This is a genomic window from Pedobacter sp. Hv1 (genome assembly GCF_001412215.1).
In the GTDB taxonomy this organism is placed as follows: domain Bacteria; phylum Bacteroidota; class Bacteroidia; order Sphingobacteriales; family Sphingobacteriaceae; genus Pedobacter.
Window position 1 is genome coordinate 570,613 of record NZ_LLWP01000009.1, and the last position, 18,603, is coordinate 589,215.

17 protein-coding genes are annotated in these 18,603 nt (G+C 37.9%); 2 read left to right on the plus strand and 15 right to left on the minus strand.

The window, feature by feature from the left end:
- Positions 1 to 34: 34 nt before the first annotated feature.
- From AQF98_RS18660 to AQF98_RS18675, 4 genes are all read right to left on the minus strand, one after another.
- Positions 35 to 451: a GtrA family protein gene (locus tag AQF98_RS18660; protein ID WP_055133470.1), complete on the minus strand. Its 417-nt coding sequence runs from the start codon at positions 449 to 451 to the stop codon at positions 35 to 37.
- Positions 393 to 1,124 carry a phosphatase PAP2 family protein gene (locus AQF98_RS18665; protein WP_082435170.1) on the minus strand — a complete coding sequence of 244 codons (732 nt, stop codon included), beginning with the start codon at positions 1,122 to 1,124 and terminating at the stop codon, positions 393 to 395. The genes AQF98_RS18660 and AQF98_RS18665 overlap by 59 nt, the downstream gene beginning before the upstream one ends.
- Positions 1,125 to 1,493: 369 nt before the next feature.
- On the minus strand, positions 1,494 to 2,249 hold the full coding sequence (locus tag AQF98_RS18670; RefSeq protein WP_055133472.1) for a glycosyltransferase family 2 protein: 756 nt from the start codon (positions 2,247 to 2,249) through the stop codon (positions 1,494 to 1,496).
- Complete coding sequence (locus tag AQF98_RS18675; RefSeq protein WP_082435171.1) at positions 2,246 to 3,526, minus strand: glycosyltransferase family 4 protein; 1,281 nt, start codon at positions 3,524 to 3,526, stop codon at positions 2,246 to 2,248. The genes AQF98_RS18670 and AQF98_RS18675 overlap by 4 nt, the downstream gene beginning before the upstream one ends.
- A 74-nt stretch (positions 3,527 to 3,600) precedes the next feature.
- Between AQF98_RS18675 and AQF98_RS18680 the strand changes: the two genes are divergently transcribed.
- Together AQF98_RS18680 and AQF98_RS18685 are read left to right on the plus strand one after the other, a co-directional pair.
- The gene (locus tag AQF98_RS18680; protein ID WP_055133473.1) at positions 3,601 to 6,783 is read left to right on the plus strand and encodes a S41 family peptidase; all 3,183 of its coding nucleotides are present in this window, start codon (positions 3,601 to 3,603) and stop codon (positions 6,781 to 6,783) included.
- 121 nt (positions 6,784 to 6,904) lie between these two features.
- Positions 6,905 to 7,654 carry a bifunctional 2-polyprenyl-6-hydroxyphenol methylase/3-demethylubiquinol 3-O-methyltransferase UbiG gene (locus tag AQF98_RS18685; RefSeq protein ID WP_055133474.1) on the plus strand — a complete coding sequence of 250 codons (750 nt, stop codon included), beginning with the start codon at positions 6,905 to 6,907 and terminating at the stop codon, positions 7,652 to 7,654.
- Between the two features lie 481 nt (positions 7,655 to 8,135).
- On the opposite strand, the gene AQF98_RS18690 is transcribed toward AQF98_RS18685, so the two are convergent.
- The 11 genes from AQF98_RS18690 to AQF98_RS18740 all read right to left on the minus strand — a co-directional run bounded on the left by AQF98_RS18690 (position 8,136) and on the right by AQF98_RS18740 (position 18,214).
- On the minus strand, positions 8,136 to 9,545 hold the full coding sequence (locus AQF98_RS18690) for a M56 family metallopeptidase (protein WP_055133475.1): 1,410 nt from the start codon (positions 9,543 to 9,545) through the stop codon (positions 8,136 to 8,138).
- Positions 9,542 to 9,916, minus strand: coding sequence for a BlaI/MecI/CopY family transcriptional regulator (locus AQF98_RS18695; protein ID WP_055133476.1), 375 nt, complete (start codon positions 9,914 to 9,916; stop codon positions 9,542 to 9,544). The genes AQF98_RS18690 and AQF98_RS18695 overlap by 4 nt, the downstream gene beginning before the upstream one ends.
- A 95-nt stretch (positions 9,917 to 10,011) precedes the next feature.
- Positions 10,012 to 11,463: an alpha-L-fucosidase gene (locus AQF98_RS18700; protein ID WP_055133477.1), complete on the minus strand. Its 1,452-nt coding sequence runs from the start codon at positions 11,461 to 11,463 to the stop codon at positions 10,012 to 10,014.
- A 149-nt stretch (positions 11,464 to 11,612) separates the two neighbouring features.
- The gene (locus tag AQF98_RS18705) at positions 11,613 to 12,509 is read right to left on the minus strand and encodes a glycosyltransferase (protein ID WP_055133478.1); all 897 of its coding nucleotides are present in this window, start codon (positions 12,507 to 12,509) and stop codon (positions 11,613 to 11,615) included.
- 1 nt (position 12,510) lies between these two features.
- Complete coding sequence (locus AQF98_RS18710) at positions 12,511 to 13,284, minus strand: class I SAM-dependent methyltransferase (RefSeq protein WP_235524268.1); 774 nt, start codon at positions 13,282 to 13,284, stop codon at positions 12,511 to 12,513.
- 18 nt (positions 13,285 to 13,302) lie between these two features.
- Positions 13,303 to 13,950 (minus strand): class I SAM-dependent methyltransferase, encoded by a 648-nt coding sequence (locus tag AQF98_RS18715; protein ID WP_055133479.1) that lies wholly within the window; start codon positions 13,948 to 13,950, stop codon positions 13,303 to 13,305.
- The gene (locus AQF98_RS18720) at positions 13,947 to 15,275 is read right to left on the minus strand and encodes a flippase (RefSeq protein ID WP_055133480.1); all 1,329 of its coding nucleotides are present in this window, start codon (positions 15,273 to 15,275) and stop codon (positions 13,947 to 13,949) included. Before AQF98_RS18720 ends, AQF98_RS18715 begins: the two co-directional genes overlap by 4 nt.
- A gap of 30 nt (positions 15,276 to 15,305) precedes the next feature.
- On the minus strand, positions 15,306 to 15,884 hold the full coding sequence (locus tag AQF98_RS18725) for a hypothetical protein (protein WP_055133481.1): 579 nt from the start codon (positions 15,882 to 15,884) through the stop codon (positions 15,306 to 15,308).
- A gap of 34 nt (positions 15,885 to 15,918) precedes the next feature.
- Positions 15,919 to 16,443 (minus strand): DinB family protein, encoded by a 525-nt coding sequence (locus tag AQF98_RS18730; protein WP_055133482.1) that lies wholly within the window; start codon positions 16,441 to 16,443, stop codon positions 15,919 to 15,921.
- Between the two features lie 20 nt (positions 16,444 to 16,463).
- Positions 16,464 to 17,462 carry a DUF4476 domain-containing protein gene (locus AQF98_RS18735; protein WP_055133483.1) on the minus strand — a complete coding sequence of 333 codons (999 nt, stop codon included), beginning with the start codon at positions 17,460 to 17,462 and terminating at the stop codon, positions 16,464 to 16,466.
- A 62-nt stretch (positions 17,463 to 17,524) separates the two neighbouring features.
- A complete protein-coding gene (locus tag AQF98_RS18740; protein ID WP_055133484.1) occupies positions 17,525 to 18,214 on the minus strand; it encodes a YjjG family noncanonical pyrimidine nucleotidase in 690 nt (229 codons plus the stop codon).
- Positions 18,215 to 18,603 lie beyond the last annotated feature (389 nt).

The window sequence follows — 18,603 nt, forward strand, 5'->3', positions numbered from 1 at the left end:
AAAATTAAAAACCAAATTCTATTGTTCCAGAAGTTCAATTCTTGCTAAATGTTAAGGTGGCATTAATGGTATAGTTCCATGCAAAAACGATAACAATAGCAATCAACTTTGCCAAATAGAAAGGGAGGTGCAGTTGTTGTTGCAATAAGTAAATACAAAGGGTGTTTAGCGCTAAGCCTATAATGGCGATGAGCAAAAACTTTCCAAACTGTTGGATAATTGCTTGTTCTTTACTTTTAAAAGTCCATGCCCTATTGATGAGATAGTTGTTAACCACAGCAAAACAGAAGCCTAAAGTATTGGCCAGATATGGATTGAAATGAAGGTGTTCTTTAAAAAAATAGGTAACAGAAAAATCGATCAACAAACCTGATAAACCTACTATCCCAAATTTAAAGAGCTGTATGATTTTCTTCTTGAATAAGGGGCTGTTTTTTTGTGCTAAATCCATAATGTTTACTTAATATTTGCTCAGATTTTGCTTTTTTGTAAATGTTTTTAAATGGCAAGTGCATTTTTTTCTGTTTCACACAGTAATAGCTCAGCATACCGAAAATGGTGCCAATCAATGCACCAGCAATGGTGTCTTGCAAGAAATGTTGCGCCAGGTAGATCCTTGAATAGGCCACTAATGTTGCGCCAATGAGGCAGGGTATAGCCAGTTTTTCTTTTTTAAAAACCAATACCAAAACCGTAGCCAAGGCAAAGGCTGATGTGGTATGCCCAGATGGAAAAGAATTGGAGTTGTGTAGGGTAATGCCCTCAATAAAATGATTGTATTGGAATGAAGTAGCCTCAAAATACATTTTTGGTCTGGGCAATTGAAAGAGTCTTTTTAACAATTGGGCCGCTAAACTAGAACTCAAAAAAGCCAATAATAAGGTGCTTGCTTTTCTATACTTTTTGAGTATGAATAGACATAAGACAACGATGATAGAGCATACCCCATCGCCTAATAAAGTATAAAAGCTGAAAAACTGATCTAAGGCCTCAGTATGGAAACCATTTAACCATACAAACCCCTCCGTTTTAGAAAAGTAGAAATTAAATAGCGTACCTAAAATTAGTAATAAAACAACAAGGCCAAAATAGATTGGATGCTGCTTTAGCTGTTTCAACATCATAGATAAGTGATTTAAACAAATCTATAGGTTGAATATTAAGTCGGGGTGAGGATAAAGTTAACTTAACCTGAGTTTGTGTTAAGGAATTTAGATTTAGAACTATCTCAAGCCAAAGTACTACCTCAACGTTTCGCTAAAAGCGGCCTTGGCCTGTTCGGATTGCACTATTATGCCTAAGCACTTCCTTTTATAGAACAGGGCGCAGCCGTGGATTTTTTTGCATACTTTTTTCATCTACAGGAAAAAAGTTTGTCCGCGAAGCGACAGAACGATCAAATAGTAGCTAGGAATAATTGATTTCAAGATCAGCTATTGATGTAAATTATATATTTACTTATGCGCAACTCACGTTAACTTAACAGTGTAAGACTAATCGTTGGTTCTTCTATGTCTAATGAAATATTGAATGAGGTTTAAAGCAATAAAAATATGGTTCAATAGATTTGGAATAAGACCATAATATTTACTCAAAATTTTAAAGCGTTCTTTAAGACTTGCCAAATGTTTTTTCTTAGATATGCCGCCTACCAAATATTTGGCCACATACAAATGTGTATTTACAATATTCGACGATTTTTTGGCTGCTTTTAAAATCCAATCAATATCAGAACTGTATTTGTAGTGTAGGTCATAAGGCACCGTTAAACTGCGTTTAATATAAATGGCCTGATGGCTTACATTCATCCCGAACTTAAAACTGTGCCAATCGAAATGTTCAGGAGCAGTGTGCCTGCGTTGCCCTAGGCTATTCCAATTTTCATCGTACATCTCCGTTTCACCGTAATAGATATCGCCAGATGGTGCTGATGAGAAAACATCAGCTACCGTGTCCAATGCATAAATCTCGTCTCCAGAATTCATAAACAATACATAATCGCCGGTAGCCAAAGCCAATCCTTTGTTCATGGCATCATAAATACCTTGGTCTTGCGCCGAGATTAATTTGGCGATACGGTCTTTGTATTTGTGGATAACCTCAACAGTTCCATCATTAGAAGCACCATCAATTACAATATATTCAATATTGGTATAAGTTTGGTTCAATACCGAAAGCATGGTACGCTCGATATCTTTTACATTGTTATAAACTACAGTAATTACGCTAAGTTTCGGGTTAATGGTCATTGAGGCATTGCGTTAATTAAACTGTGATATAATTCTTCGTGTTGGTTGGCAATTACTGTAGGTGCAAAATGGTTTAAGATGCTTCTTCGGGCCTCTTTTTGTACCGCCTCTTTGTTTTCGTGAAGGAATAGCCATTCTATACCATCGGCCAAGTCTGTTGCCGACTGATATTTGGCCAGGTAACCATTTTCTAAATGTTTCACCATATCTGGAATACCACCTGTTGTAAAAGCGATTACAGGTGTAGCACAGGCCAAACTTTCCATCACGGTATTGGGTAAATTGTCTTCTAAAGAAGGGGTAATAAATGCATCAGCTGCAGCATAACATTTGGCTAAATGTTCATCCTTATTGATGGTGCCTAACCAAGTGGTTTTGAAAGGGAATTCTGGCAAATCTTTCTCAGTCTTATTGCCAAAAATGACCAATTCTATTTTTTCTCTTGGAATTTCTGGACGAGCGGCCAGTTCATTTAAGGCATCAATCAAGTATTGGGCACCCTTGTGTTTATCATTTTTAGAGGGCATAAAACCGCTCATCAGTACAAAATGGTCTGCAGGGATTTTTAATATTTTTTTAGCCTCTGCTTTAACATAAGGTTTAAAAACGTCTATTTCAATGGTGTTTGGAATAACCGTAGTTTGTCTAACGCCCAGTAAACTACTTTGTTTAACCGAGGCGGCCATCCATCTGCTTGGTGCTACCACATGAAAGTTCAACTCTGAGTACGCTTTTTGCTTACGCAACCAGTTTTTATGAGAGATATCGTCTTTCCCGCTTAGGCGCAATACCGGACAATTGCCACATTGTTGATGAAAATGCTCACAGCTGTAACGCACATGGCAGCCCCCAGTAAAGGCATTGCTGTCGTGAAAAGTCCAAACAATGGGTTTCTCTAATTGATCAAGTTGGGCTAGAAATTTTGGAGTTAAAAAGCCATGGTTAACCCAATGTAAATGGATCAAGTCTGCCGATTGAAGATCAGGATGGTTTACGATCGATTTGCCAAACCATTGCAAAGAAAAAGGGGTTTTTACAGCCTTAACAAATAATTTGGCGAGGTAACGCTCGGCCATAATGTTAAAAATAGCCATAGCTTTGGCAAAAATGCCTTTGGTAAAAGTGTCGATTTTCGGGTTTTGGCCAAACTTGTAATAGACCAATACCTTCGAGTCTATTCCATTCGCATTTAGGGCGTCACTTAAACGCAGGCAAGCCCTGCCAGCGCCTCCATTTCCATCGTAGGTATTTAAGTGTACAACTTTCAAATCAATCAAAAATACATTTTATTGTTTAGGTTTATAAAATTGTTGTGTATTTTCAACATTTAAAGCCAACAAACAAAATTTTCATGAACAAAAACATCCTTAGAACGCTCGCCGCAATGGTATTGTTGCTGCCAGCCTTAACTAAAGCGCAAGATCAAACCTATTTTGCCGCTTATCCATCGTTAAGCCCAGATGCACAAACGATCGTGTTCAGCTATGATGGCGACATTTGGAAAGTGCCTACAAAAGGTGGTGTGGCCTTACGCATTACAGGAATGCAAGGCGATGAAATCAATCCTAAAATTTCTCCAGATGGGAAATGGCTGGCCTTTACTTCAAACCAGTTCGGAAACAACGATGTGTATGTAATGCCATTGGCAGGTGGAGACATCAGACAGTTAACTTTTAACGATGGAACGGATGAGGTTGACAATTGGAGTTGGGATTCTAAAACGATCTATTTTACTTCTAGTAGATACAACAACTATAGTAGTTATAAGGTAGGAATCAATGGCGGAACGGCTGTGCGTTTGTTCGATAATTACTTTAACACCACCCATAATATTGCAGAGGCACCAGATGGTAACCTCTTTTTTAACGACACTTGGGAGAGTAGAAACTTTATCAATAGAAAACATTATAAAGGTGCATTTAACCCTGATATTCAATCGTATAACCCAAAAACTAAAAGCTATAAACGCTATACCGATTATATAGGTAAAGATTTTTGGACTACCATAGATCAAAAAGGAAATATCTACTTTGTATCTGACGAGGGTAATGAAGAATACAATCTCTATACTTTTAACAATGGCAAAAAAACAGCTTTGACCAAGTTCGATACTTCAATTAAACGTCCTTTTGTATCGGCAAATGGCAGTACCATTGTTTTTGAGAAGGATTACCAATTGTATACTTACGACGTGGCTTCCAAAAAAATAGAAAAAGTAGCTGTGAGCACGTCGAGAAACCAGATCTTGAGCAAAGAACAAGAGTATGATGTAAGAGCGAACATCTCTAATTTTGATGCATCGGCTGATGGTAAAAAGATTGCGTTTATTGCAAGAGGAGAGATTTTTGTAAGTGATCCAGATGGTAAATTTATCCGTAAAATCAGCAATACGGGAGAGCGGGCTTTAGAGGTAAAATGGCTGGCAGACAACAAGACCATTCTTTTTAACCAAACATTTAATGGCTACCAAAACTGGTATACCATTACTGGTGATGGTAAAGGTACCTTAAAACAGTTGACCAAAGACAAAGCTAATAACCATGATATTACCTTAAACAAAACCAAAACATTGGGTGTTTATTTGAGTGGACGTAACGAGTTAAGGTTGTTAGACCTTAAAACTTTAGAGAGTAGAACAATTGTAAGAGACGAGTTCTGGGCCATCCAAAACTCTAGCCCTAGTTTCTCTCCAAATGATCAATATGTATTGTTTACGGCCTTTCGCAATTTTGAACAAGATATTTTGGTACATGATATCAAAGACAATAAAACCATTAACTTAACCAATACAGGGGTTACCGAAGCCGGGCCAGTTTGGTCGCCAGATGGCAAGTATATCTATTTTACAAGCGATCGGATCAAGCCATCATATCCTTCAGGTATGCCAAACGCACATGTGTACCGTATCGCTTTGAACAAGTACGATACCCCTTTCCGCTCTGAGAAATTCGACGAATTGTTTAAGGATGAAAAACCAGCAGAACCTAAAGAGGTGAAGCCAGTAATCGTAGCGGATAAAAAGGTTGATACGGCAAAGAAAAAACCAGAGATTAAACCAACACCAAAAGCTCCAGCGTTAATTACCATCAATACCCAAAGAATTTTAGACAGAATGGAATTGATTAGTCCTTCTTTTGGTAGCCAATTTCTTACGGATGTGTTTGCCAAAGGCGACAAAACTTATGTGTTTTACAGTTCAAACCACGAAGGTGGTTCAACAGCTACCTATAGAACAGTTATAGAGCCTTTTGAAGCCAATAAAACAGAAAAAGTTACCGATGGAGGCATGGGTATTATGGAGGCGGGAGCTAAATTCTATACGCTAACCAGAGGTGTAATCGGCAAGTATAATATCGATGCCAATAAATTGGATAAAGTAGACCATACTTATAAATTTAACAGAAACCTGAATGCAGAGTTTAACCAGATGTTTTACGAAACTTGGGTGGGCTTAGATGAAAACTTCTATGATGAAAAATTCCATGGAGTAGATTGGGAAAAAATGAAAACACGTTATGAAGTTTTTCTTCCTTATGTGAATAGTCGTACAGACCTAAGAATCTTGTTAAATGATATGTTGGGCGAACTTAACTCTTCGCATATGGGCTTTAACAGTTTTGGTGCCGAAGAACGTAGAAACATGAACTATGTAACCAATGAAACAGGAATTATCTTCAATAATGAAAAACCTTATCAGGTAGAAAGGATTGCCACAAAGAGCAACGCTTGGTTAACTGGAGAAAAAATTAACAGTGGTGATGTGTTGACAGAAGTAAACGGCATAAAGGTTGACGAAAAAATGGACCGTGATTACTACTTCAGCAAACCATCGTTAGATAGAGAAATGACCCTGACTTTTTTACGCAATGGCAAGCCAGTTACGGTTAATGTACATCCGCAAAGTGCCGGAGCCTTAAAAACCAATTTGTACGATGAATGGATTGCCAAAAATCGCGACAATGTAGATAAATGGGGTAATAACCGTATTGCTTATACCTACATGAAAAATATGAGCGGAGGTGAGCTAGAACGTTTCATGTTGGATATGGTAGAGCAAGAAAACAATAAAGATGCGATTATCCTAGATCTACGTTATAACACTGGGGGTAATGTGCACGATGATGTATTGAGATTCCTATCACAAAGACCTTATTTAAAATGGCAATACCGTGGTGGTAAACTGGCTCCACAAAGTAATTTCGGGCCAGCTGCCAAACCAATTGTGTTATTAATTAATGAACAATCTTTAAGTGATGCAGAAATGACTGCTGCGGGCTTTAAAGAATTGAAATTAGGAAAGATTATCGGTACAGAAACTTACCGTTGGATTATCTTTACCTCTTCAAAAGGATTGGTTGATGGTTCTTCTTACCGTTTACCATCATGGGGATGTTTTACCATGGATGGAAAAGATTTAGAGAAAGAAGGGGTTAAACCTGATATCTTTGTGAAAAATACATTTGAAGATAGATTGGCAGATAGAGATCCGCAATTGCAGAGAGCTGTTGCAGAAATCTTGAAAGACCTGAAGTAAAAATTATTGCCGATACCATATATTGTTAAATTGCTTTATGGTTAAACAAGAGCAATTTAACAATAAAACAATCTAACAATTGAGCAATATAAGAACTGAGCAAGTATACATTTGAGTAAGAATGAGTAATTTATTAACTGACAGAGATTTTTGGGTAAAATATTGGGAAAGTAAGACAGATTTGTCGGTTGTAATACCAGAAACATATTTATTTCATCGCCAACTGGCGGATATTGTAAAAAATAACAACGTAAAAACGGCAATAGAGCTAGGAGGTTTTCCGGGCTACTATGCCGTTTTTTTAAAAAAATACCTCAAGTTGGATGTTACCCTGTTAGACTATTTTGTTCATCCACCCATTACAGAACAATTACTAGAAACCAACAACTTGGCAAAGGATGATATCCATATCATTGAAACAGATTTGTTCAATTACACCCCTGCACAACAATATGATTTGGTGTTGAGCTGCGGACTGATTGAACATTTTAACGATACTGCAGATATCATTAACAGGCATATTGCTTTTGTTAAGCCCGGAGGAAGTTTGTTCATTACCCTTCCCAACTTTAAGGCCTTAAATGGTTGGTTTCAAAAGAATTTTGATAAAGAAAACTACGATAAACATAATATCGATTGTATGGATCCAGCCTTGCTGGAGAAAATCTGTGCGGCCGCAGGATTGGAAGTTATTCAATCTCGTTACTTTGGCAGGTTTAGTTTATGGTTAGAAAATGAGCAACAAAAATCTTTACCTGTTCGTTTGCTTAAAAAAACAATGTGGCTAATGGGTAAATTATTTACCAAAGTTTTTGCTTTTGATTCGAAGCAGTTATCTCCTTATATTTTATTGGAGGCTAAGAAGAAGTAGCATAGTTACTCAGGTCGAGATCATAGATCCCGACCAACAATTTCCGGCCAGCAAAGAATATAATCAACTCAACAAATGTCAGTCTGAGCCTGTCGAAGACCATTTAACTACTGGAATGCACTTTGAGAAGAGTCAGCACTACTTTAATTAACGCAGGTCTGTACAACTATTTGAAGCTGCAGCTTGCTAAGAATTACTGGCTTAGTGATATAAACCTGATTGTAGTGTATGCCGATTCTTCTTCGGCAGTAACGGAAAGCCTGCCTGCGGTAGGCAGGCGGGGCTAAAATAACCGAAGAACTACTGGGAATGTTTTTCTGAAATTGAAATAGAAGGGTCGAGATTATAAATCCCGACCAGCAGATGCCGACCAACAATAAAATCAACTCAACAGCTGTCAGTCTGAGCCTGTCGAAGACTATTTGATTACTTTAGGGCACTTCGACAGGCTCAGTGTGACATATTATTTATAAATACAAAATTATTTAGCTTGATCGTGTTTTGAAAAACAAACCTTTACAGATTTATTCTTATTGGCCTCTGCAAGATAAGTTTGGTAATGGGCTTTGGTCATCAAATTAACTTGAAAGTAGTGTTTGCCATAATTAATGGCCTTTTCTGTTAGGTTAGAAGAGTCCCAATGTTTAAAATCGCTAGGTTGGTATTTGGCCAATTCTGTATTGTCTACTCTTTTATCATCTATCCAAACCCCATATTTTTTCGAATTTTGCCAATCAGTTAATTGCTTAGAAGAAGGCACATTAGCCTGAAGAGGTTTGGTATGGACTATTTTGGCATTAAAAGTTTTTAGCTGTTGTGCAGACAGTCTATTGTAAAGTACGAATAACCTGTCATCATCAGCTTTCTCTAGTTTTTTAGGAAAGGTTACAAAGTGTTCAGGTTGTTTTTGGATATTATATTTTGCCAATATGGTGTTGAATTCTGCTAATTCAGCTGTAGTGAGGCCTTCTTTTGAAGTTGCAGTTTGTTTAATTTTAGATTGGCTTGGCTTGTTTTGTGCAATGGTTTGTGTGGCGAACATCATTACGGCAAAGCCTATTATTGGAAGCAGCAACAGTTGTTTAGTAATCAGTTTTTTCATCGAATTGGTTTTGCTCATCATCATTAGTCTTTTTTTAATGGTTAAGTAATTGAATTGGCTGGTTAAGGTTAAGCCACTTTGTTTAGAGACCTGTTGGATCAAAACCAATTGATAGGTAGAGATGTCATGAGAAGTATTGATGACAGCCTCGTCGGCCAAATACTCATGGTTGGTCTGTATGGCTTTGCGGTAAAAATAAAGGAAGGGGTTAAACCAGAAGAAAAGCTGCAAAAGCTCAATTACAATCACATCTAGCGAGTGTTTTTGCTGTACGTGTGCCAATTCATGTTGGAGGATTTCTTCGGCAATTTGCCCATGCTCATAATCCATTTTATCCACAAAAATGCAATTGATAAAACTATACGGAACACTAGGTTTTTCACTGAGCACTACAGTAACACCGTTCCAGTTGGTTTTTGAGCTCTGTTTTATTTTTGATAAAAGCATAAAAATATTACGGCTAAACTTGAACAAGAGTATCGTACTAATACCAATATAAACAGCCCAAATTAGGTAAGGAATGTAATTGGTTTGTTCTTGAACTGGAGCAACTGCGGCTCCAATTGAAGCTGATGCCACAGGCTCGATATTGAAGTGTGGAATGGTTTCGACAGGTAGAATGTCTGCTTTGCTTTCAATGGTGATCAAAGGAATAAGCAATGCTAAGAATAGGCTAGCCAATAAGTACAATCTTTTAAACCGATGTGCCTTTTCTTTGTCTAATAGTAAGAGATAGGTTACTAAAAATAACCCCGAACAGAGTACAAACTTGGCTAGATAAATGATCATGGTTTCCCTTTTTTAATTTGATCTTCTACAATTTTCTTAAGGTCTTCTAATTCGGCTTGTGTTAAATTGGTGTTGGCCGCAAAAAAGGAAGCAAACTGTAAGGCCGAATTGTCGAAATAATTTTTGATCATTCCGTTTACATGATTTGAAAAATAATCGTCTTTTTTAACCAGTGGGAAGTAAGCTCTTGAATTTCCATACAAATGATAACCCACAAATTTTTTGTCCTGCATTCTTTTCAATAAAGTTGCAATGGTAGTAGGTGCGGGTTTAGGATCTGGATAACTTTCTATAATGTCTTTCATGAAAATGGTCTCGTTTTTCCAGATCATTTCCATTAATTGTTCTTCGGCTTTTGAAAGTTGTATCATTCTATTTGTTTAGACTTGCGTCTACAAATGTAGAATAAAAAGAATAACATCCAAATATTTCTCAAAAAAACCTGAAAATCAAGAAAGTATAGAGGTTAAGCTTTGAACTGATATAAACCAAACTCACACAGGGTAATACATACTGGCGATTTGCTAATATTTAACCTTACCGTTTTTGTAGTTACTGGATGATCTAATTTAATTAAACGTTTGGCGCCAATACTTGTCCCATCGTATACCTTTTTCCAAGTGTTATTTTCCATAATCTCAATAGTATAACCTTCAATTCTTTGGCCTAAAGGAATATACTCTTGCAGGCTAATGATGTCGAAGGTTTTTGGGGTGTTGAGATTAATCTCTAAGGTGGCTTGATGAACATTGTCTGCTGTGGCCCAATAAGTTTGTTTATTGCCATCTAGCAGGGTGGTAGCACCATAGTTTTTGCCACGGGTATTACTAGCCTTGATCTGTGCTCCTTTGGCTAGGTTGGTAGCAAAGGTATGTTTAACCATGTTGCCAAAGGTTTGTAGTGCGGCTACATCATCTTCATGCAATTGACCACGGGTATCAGGTGCTAAACCCAAATCTAAACCAGCACCACGGCCTACGCTTTTAAGGTAGAGCTCAAATAGGGTGGCGGGTGTTTTTGGTTTTTCTTGCGCATGATAGAACCAACCTTGACGTAGTGGAACATCACATTCAGCAGGCATCCAGAATTTTCCATCTCTGGTTCCTTTAGGGTTTAAAGGCCAATCGGCTTGCCCGGGTACAGCCACATTGTGGCCTACAGATGGCATAGGTGTAAAAGTTGCCCAACTGGTTTCGTTGGCATAACCATTTTCATTACCTACCCAACGCACATCCCAACCAATATCACTAAAAATACTAGCCATAGGCTGCATTTTTCTGGTAATGGCCCAAGTATTGTTCCAGTCGTAATAAGTAATGTTGTCTATCGAACGCTTTTCTCTGGCACCACCATAATACCCATCACCACCATTAGCACCATCGTGCCAGCTCATGAAAAGCTGTCCATAATTGCTATACAATTCTTTCAATTGTGCTTGGTAAATAGCCAGATATTCTGAGGTGCCGTATTTTGGGTTGTTGCGGTCCCAGGGTGAACAGTACACGCCAAATTTTAACCCATTTTTACGGGCAGCTTGTTCTATTTCTTTAACCATGTCTCCTTTCCCACCTCTAAACGGACTTGCAGAAATGTTATAACTAGTGGTTTTGGTAGGCCATAAGGCAAAACCATCATGGTGTTTGGCTACTAAGATAATCCCTTTTAAACCACCTGCTTTTGCTGCTTTGATAATTTGTTCTGCACTAAAATTGCTAGGATTAAATGTTTTAGGGTCAGCATCTCCAAAGCCCCATTCTTTATTTTCAAAGGTAGTAGGGGTGAAATGGATCAGGCCATAAACTTCAGTATCATGCCAAGCCAATTGTCTTTTAGATGGAATAGCTCCATAAGGTTTGATCGGTTGCTGCGCATAGGTAAAATTGGCAAGCAATAGGCAAAGGACAATTAATTTTTTCATAAACAGCTCATGTTAAAAGGTAATGAAGCACATCCTATAAGTTTCATTAAATGAGAAGCGTAAACGGTGTGCTCACTCAAATTTAAAAGTAATTCTAACTTTCCAATTAAATGATATTGTCTTTTAATGATGGGATTTGAGCAAGGTGTTTAAAACTTCTCTTTGATGTACCTTTTGATTCTTGCCCACAAACTGCCTTTTCTATTGGTTAAAAAGTGTTTAATGGCATGGTAGGCCTGCGTATTTTCTTCAACTACTGTTGGAAATTGGCCAATTGGTTTTGGATTGATGATCACGTTATAGATGTCGTTCATCCCAGAATGGATCCCACTTCCATCATGCCCAATGTTATTTACTAAAGACTGAGCAGGATTTAAAGTAAGCCCTCCTTTTAAAAAGATAGAGGCATACCAACGGATGGCCCATGAATTGTTTTTACCATTTTTAAAATCTTGCATCTGTTTCCAGAAGTTCATCGTTTTTTCGATAGAAAAGGCATGCTTTTTTTTGGCATCAAACTGGTCCAATAAGGTTTCAATATTTGGCTCAAAATGTTGCCAAGCCCTTTGCCAGGTTGCCCAACCCCAACTGGTTGCTGCTCTATAGAAAAAACTTTCGGGCAAATGCGCTTCCTTTAAGGCATACATATATGCCCCAATATGCATCACTTTTTCTTCGTTACGGTAACGGTTTAGGGCTTCATTGAAATACGTAAGTGTATACGGAGAAGAGATCAGGTCGTCTTCAAAAACGATAGCCTGTCCGTAAGCAGCTGTTAAACGGTTAACTCCTGCAATAACGGAATTGGCCAGCCCCATGTTGCTTTTGCTTTCTATAATTTCAATAGATTTGAAACCTTCAACTGTTTTGATCAGTTCACGTACTTCCTTTACTTTATCCTCGTCTGCAGCTGTTTTGGCTCCATCAGAAAAAATAAATAACCTACTGTCTGCTGCCAGCTCATTCTGTTGCAAAAACTTTAACGTACGCTCAGTATGCTGAGGGCGATTGTAAACAAATAGCGCTATGGGTGCAAGATTTTGCATGTTAGAAGATCTGCAGGTTTAGGTCTGATTTTTTGGTTAAAACGGTATAGGCGTTGGCAAATTGTTCTTTTTTATTTTGTCCTAGCACATCACCTAAAAAACGTTTGAGCTGATATTCCAATTGAATTTTTAACCGCTTGCTGATCGATCTACTTGCTTTTTTATTGATAAACTCATTGAAATAACTCACCTCTGGCTTAATCATCGATACTTTGTCGGCCACTAGTTCTAAACCTTCACTTTTTAATAAAAAACGCAAAGAAGTAGGGGTGTACATGTTAATGTGTCCATAATCCATAAAATGTTTCATGCGTTTGTCTACCCCAAAACGATAATCTTTAGGCACTTCAATTACAATATGTTTAGCCACTCGTTTGAGCTCCCTAATCAAGATCCGTTCATGTTCTACATGTTCCAATACATGGGCTAAAATAATCAGGTCGAAACTATTATCCGCATAAGGAATTTTGTAGCCATCAAAGGTTTGTGCCTCTTTAAGCCTGCTCAGTTTGCGTTCCTTAATCTTATCAACCCCACTTTGCGCAATTTCCAGTGCATAAAGTTCGGTGCCAAAGTTCCATTCGTTAAGGTAATGTAAAATGCTTCCATCGCCTGCGCCAACCTCTAAAACTTTATGGGGCTGGATACTTTGGCAAACTTCAACAATGTTTTGGGCTTTATATTTTGCACCCAGCATTCGCCAGGCCACATCATTGTCTGTATAAAAATTGTCGTAAGCTGCCTTTACTTCTTCGCTCAACATTTCAGTGCTCATAATTTTTAAATAACGAGATTAAATGCCTAAACAATTATCGGCCTTGTAAAAAACAGAAGTGGCCTTGTTGTAAAATAGACCTGGAGAAATGCCAGTAAATGGAAGTTCTTTAAATCCTTTTTCGGTTAAAAATGTTCTGGCTTCTTGGTATATTTCACGTTCCGAATCGTCTAAAACCAAAACACCATTGCTTGTTAAAGCATCAACACTGTGTTTACAACAGTTTACCCGATCTCTACCATCTACAATAATGACATCGAATTTTTCTGCTAATAATTTTGCTTTCTGACTGTATTCTCCACCTTTTTCAAGCTGGGTAAAAATCATTTCAGCATTGCTGGCTTTTTCTTTTACAATTTTATTGAACCAAGCTTCATCATGTTCTACAGAAACTACTTTTTTTACACGTTTGGCGTAGAATAAAGTAGAGTTGCCAGAACCATATTCAAAAATAGCAAGCTCTTTGTTTAGTCGAGTTTTGATGAAATCGATGAACGAATAAGTTACCCATGGTAAGGGTTGTTCTGCTTCATCTACGGCTTGATGGGTATCAAATGCGGTGAACCAACCAATAGTGGCCAAATAGCCTTTATGTCCATAAGATAACAGGGCGTTCAGCCTTTTTGGCTTACCAATTAGATCTGCTAATGCTTTAAATTTACTCAACGTTTAAATATTTTTTGAAATGCGGAGACCAAAAATAGTGATTTTAACATCATTATTCCTTGCGGGCGTGTTTTAGGGATAAAAAGAATTAAAAAAGTAGCAGAAAAGTAAGCCACTACTGTAGCAATGGCCGTTCCCATCATCCCCATTTTTGGGATCAATAAAAAGTTTAAAATAATATTGACAATGGCACCAAGACCAGTACGGATAAAGGTAAGCTTGTTAAAACCTTCGGCTATTAAAAACTGACCACTGGCTACACCTAAGAACACAAACAAGCTGCCCCAAACGTGTACGGCCAAAACGGGTGCTGCAGCTACATACTGAGGTTTAAATGATTGATAAATTAATGGTGAAGCAATGGTGATGAAGATGGCAAATGCCAAACTTAACCATATCATCAAATCGAACAGATTTTGAAGTCGTTTTTGATAACGTTGAGGGTCGTCTCTGCGGGCATTTAGAATGGCGGGGAAAAGAGAGGTGACAATGGCCACAGGCACAAAGTTCAGCGCCTCACTAAACATCACTACAGTTGCGTAAGCACCAGAGGCTTTGGTGCCAACATCATCGCCTAAAATCTCTTTGAGCATGATCACATCAATCTTCATGTACACAGATACCATAATACCCGAAATGATCAATGGCCAAGAAAGGTGCAATAATTTTTTGGCTAGTTGGTGGTCGTATTTCCAATTGAAAACACTGCGACCTTTTCGCTGATAAGTAACAAAATAGCCTATAGACAGGATCAAAATATCAAATGCATAAGCATAGATAAAATACATGATGTCTGCAGCAAGGTAAACCAATAGGATTTTAATGCCTGCAGAAACAATGTTGCCAATAATCTGCACCTGCATGATATATTTAGACTGTACTTCAGATTGGAAGTACGAATCGATAATGGTAAAGGATTGAAACAGCCCTACAAATGATAAAATAAGGATAAATAAGTAGGGGATATTGGTAAGGGGAAACAATTGCCAAGCAATAAAGATGATGGGGATACATAACAATCCGGCAAATATCTTTAATAAAAATGAGGTACCTAAAATGGTATCTCTTTGTTTGGGAAACTGGTGCAGCTCTTTAACAATGAAACTATCTAAACCCAATCCAGCCAAGGCTGCAAATAGAAAAACGTAAGAGGTAGAGGTACTTAAAACACCATTCCGCTCTGGTAAAAGGTAATTGGCCACATGAATGGTGGTCAGCATTTTAATGGCCATACTGCCTACCCTGCCTAACATCAATAAACCTGTATTTTTAAAATACTTGTTTAAGGCCTGCTCATCAAAACCATTTATCTTGGGTAGTTTCATTCAAGCAAAGATCGTAAAATCATTGAGTTATTAAGTAAGTGGTGCGCCAACTGCAATTTCGCAGCGATGGCCAGGTGCACCATGTTTAGGGTTCAGTTTTACACCATTCTTAGCTTCTTTTGGTAAGTTGGCTGGTAACTTAACATCAACGGCTTTTGGTGTGGTTGTAGTTGTTGTGGTTTGAGGTTTCGAATCTAAAGGAGCACCTACAGCTATTTCGCAACGGTGGCCAGGTTCGCCATGTTTAGGGTTCAATTTTTGTCCACTGCTAGGTACTACTGCTTCAACAGGTGCTGTTGTTGGTGTTACCGCAGGTACTGTGGTATTGATAGGTTGTGGGTTAACTGTTGGCGTAACAGGTGTTGATGGGGCTGCATTTAACGAGGCACCTACTGCAATGTCGCAACGATGGCCAGGAGCACCGTGAGGTGGATTAACACCAGCATTGCCTGTGGTTTGGCCAGTTGCTGCAGCAGGAACACTTGGCGCACTATTCTGAATGCCCTGTAAGCCTGTTGGTGTTGCCGCATAAGTTTGTGTAGATTCTGGTTTTTTAGAATTACAGGCCATTAAGCCTACCACACAACATAGATATAAAACCTGTTTCATAATTTAAAGCGCTAATTATTCAAAGATGTGAAAATTACCTTGCTAACTCAAAACTATTTTCTATCCGTTTCAATTGTTTTAAGTGATGGTTCAAATGCACTTCGGTAAATCGTAACCATTGCTTAGCATTGAGGTAACCTAGTCTAGGGTGTTTAACTTTTATTTTTGGATTGGCGCTGTTAATCTGAGGGAAGGTTTTCCCTAACTGGAGCTCGAAATCTGTAATAAATTGTTGTGCTGCCATAATGTTGATTTTCTTCACTCTTTCGGCCAATCTTTTAGGAACTTTATACTTTTTACCAGGTGGCAAGGTGCCAAAAAACAAGACCATTTTTGCGCCAAATAAGGTAGGTTGTTTTTCACCCTCACCTTTAATACAGTTGTTTAAGGCCATTAAAGAAAGTAAGCTAGAATCGAAAATATGAGCATACACCTCACTATAACTCCATCCACCAATGGGTGGAGTTAAAATAAAATCATCATCGTCAAGTTTGTTCAACTTTACCTGATAAGCATTTACAATTTTGAGGATCGATCGATAAACTTTGGCTATGTTCATAAAGTAAAGTTAAACTATATTTATCGCTTACTTATAAAATCAAGTAGGGCATCTTGGTTGGTTTTGTATTTAAATACGTCTTTTAAGGTAAAATAGTTTTGTTGATCATTTACATAGCGGTAGGCCCATTTGGCGCAGATCAAAGCTTTGTCTTCAAAAGTATAAAGCCTCAATAATACGTCCATGTGGCCTGTAGATAGCGATTTATTTTGGAATGCAGCTTGGATCAATTTCGTTTTATCATCATCAAAAGCCTCTCGTTTAACAGCAGATTTTAATTGCTCAAAATCAGCAGCCAAACTTGAACCCTGCTCTGCTCTTGGTTTTGGCCTACTGTTTAAAAAGTTAATAAAATTATCTTTCGTACTTATAAAAGTGAAAGACTCTTTTAAGGTATAGTAATTCTGTATATCACTAATTGCAGGGGTTAAACTTTTCGCCAAGCTTAATTTTTTGTCGTCGTTTATTATGCTTTTTAACAAGATGGCCACTTGTATCGTAGACAAATCATTGTATGCAACATAAGCTTGAATCAATTTAATTTTATCATCATCAAAAGACTCCTTTTTTATTAGAATGCTCAGGTCGTTAAAAGCCTTGCTATTTTCTGTCGGACGAGGTTTTGTTGGCGGAACAATCCCTGTATTAAAATTATTGCTATAATCGTCAAAATCGTTTAAGGCATATTGTCTGTCCTTATAGATGCTCAATTCTTTGTAAAACTGAAGACCTCGCCTTAGAGAATAATTTAATATCAATCGTTGGTCTAGCTGAAGATCAATTTTGGTACTGAAAATTCTTTTGTTGCCTTGTAAAATAGACAGTGTAGGTCGGGTATTGTAAACATCGTAAAATCTAAATCGCCCGTTGGCCGACCCTACAAATTCATCGTCTAAATAAACGGTAAAATTGCCTTGATCTTCAATTTGGATAAATACTTCGGCTTTGCTGCGGTTGTTTTGTGCTAAACTTAGCTGTGCACCGAGTAGGGCCAGCATTAAAAGGATGTAAGGTTTCATATGGGTTCATTTGTGTGTACCTCAACATGTTCAAACATTAAACCGATAATTGTTAAGAAATGTTAAAAGTGGTTTAATAATTCTTCAAGGTTGGAAATCTGCCACGTTACATCAGCTGGTTTTTCAACATTTAAAGGGTTAAAGAAGATGGCGCTTAAACCAAAAGCCTGTGCGCCACGAATGTCGGCCTCCAAACTATCTCCAATCATAATACTCTCCTGTTTTTCTGCAGCAGCTTTGGCTAAAGCATGTTCGAAAATGGCTTTATTGGGCTTGTTCACACCTACATCTTCAGAAATAATGACTTGGGTAAAATATGGATTTAAGCCCGACACCTCCATTTTAGTCAAGGTAGTTTCTTTAAAACCATTAGAAATGATGTGCAATTGATACTTCTTTTGAAGATAAGTGAGCACTTTCTCTGCTCCGGCAAATAAATGGGTTTTGGTAGGACTGATCCTTACATAATCATCTTCAAATTGTTGGGGTACCAGTTCTGGACTTACGCCAAGTTCAAGAAAAGTATTTCTAAAACGTTCTGTCCTTAAGGTTTCTTTGGTAATTTCTCCCAAATGGTATTTTGCCCAAAGTTGATGGTTGTTCTCTGTGTATCGGTCAATAAAATCTTGGGCAGAATGAAGTCCCAAAGCTTTGAGTTCATAAGCTTCGTAAAGTTCTAAAAGGGTCTCTTGTGCATTGCGGTCAAAATCCCAAATGGTATGGTCGAGGTCGAAGAAAATATGCTTGATCATTAAGACCAAAGGTCGCAAAGTTTTTTGGCAAAGAGCGAAGAAACAGCCTGCTTTTTTATTTTGCTAGTCGGGATTTAAAATCCCGACTAACGAAAAAATGCTACCACAGGCCCAGCACGATATTCTTTTACAAGATAGGGGCGACTAAATCTATGCCTACTATGTTCCTATGTGTTAAGAGATCAGATGAAGCGTATCAAATTTTAAGCTTTTGGTTTGATGAGTAAAGCAGGTTCAGTGCTTTTTTCAATGTTAGTCCCGCCTTTCGTTCCAAGTCCTCATTTCGCTGCGCTACATTGTGGGCTTTACACTCCAATCGGGTTTAATTAGTCTGGTTCAGCTGGTTAAAGTAGGTTGCAAACCTGCAAGTTAGACAAATCAGGATTACA

Excerpts from the sequence above, each read along its gene's own strand:
- AQF98_RS18740 (WP_055133484.1), bottom strand. The coding sequence starts at position 18,214 with ATGATCAAGCATATTTTCTTCGACCTCGACCATACCATTTGGGATTTT.
- AQF98_RS18725 (WP_055133481.1), bottom strand. The coding sequence starts at position 15,884 with ATGAAACAGGTTTTATATCTATGTTGTGTGGTAGGCTTAATGGCCTGT.
- AQF98_RS18730 (WP_055133482.1), bottom strand. The coding sequence starts at position 16,443 with ATGAACATAGCCAAAGTTTATCGATCGATCCTCAAAATTGTAAATGCT.
- AQF98_RS18685 (WP_055133474.1), top strand. The coding sequence starts at position 6,905 with ATGAGTAATTTATTAACTGACAGAGATTTTTGGGTAAAATATTGGGAA.
- AQF98_RS18690 (WP_055133475.1), bottom strand. The coding sequence starts at position 9,545 with ATGATCATTTATCTAGCCAAGTTTGTACTCTGTTCGGGGTTATTTTTA.
- AQF98_RS18700 (WP_055133477.1), bottom strand. The coding sequence starts at position 11,463 with ATGAAAAAATTAATTGTCCTTTGCCTATTGCTTGCCAATTTTACCTAT.
- AQF98_RS18710 (WP_235524268.1), bottom strand. The coding sequence starts at position 13,284 with ATGAGCACTGAAATGTTGAGCGAAGAAGTAAAGGCAGCTTACGACAAT.
- AQF98_RS18660 (WP_055133470.1), bottom strand. The coding sequence starts at position 451 with ATGGATTTAGCACAAAAAAACAGCCCCTTATTCAAGAAGAAAATCATA.
- AQF98_RS18680 (WP_055133473.1), top strand. The coding sequence starts at position 3,601 with ATGAACAAAAACATCCTTAGAACGCTCGCCGCAATGGTATTGTTGCTG.
- AQF98_RS18705 (WP_055133478.1), bottom strand. The coding sequence starts at position 12,509 with ATGCAAAATCTTGCACCCATAGCGCTATTTGTTTACAATCGCCCTCAG.
- AQF98_RS18670 (WP_055133472.1), bottom strand. The coding sequence starts at position 2,249 with ATGACCATTAACCCGAAACTTAGCGTAATTACTGTAGTTTATAACAAT.
- AQF98_RS18735 (WP_055133483.1), bottom strand. The coding sequence starts at position 17,462 with ATGAAACCTTACATCCTTTTAATGCTGGCCCTACTCGGTGCACAGCTA.
- AQF98_RS18695 (WP_055133476.1), bottom strand. The coding sequence starts at position 9,916 with ATGATACAACTTTCAAAAGCCGAAGAACAATTAATGGAAATGATCTGG.
- AQF98_RS18665 (WP_082435170.1), bottom strand. The coding sequence starts at position 1,124 with ATGATGTTGAAACAGCTAAAGCAGCATCCAATCTATTTTGGCCTTGTT.
- AQF98_RS18720 (WP_055133480.1), bottom strand. The coding sequence starts at position 15,275 with ATGAAACTACCCAAGATAAATGGTTTTGATGAGCAGGCCTTAAACAAG.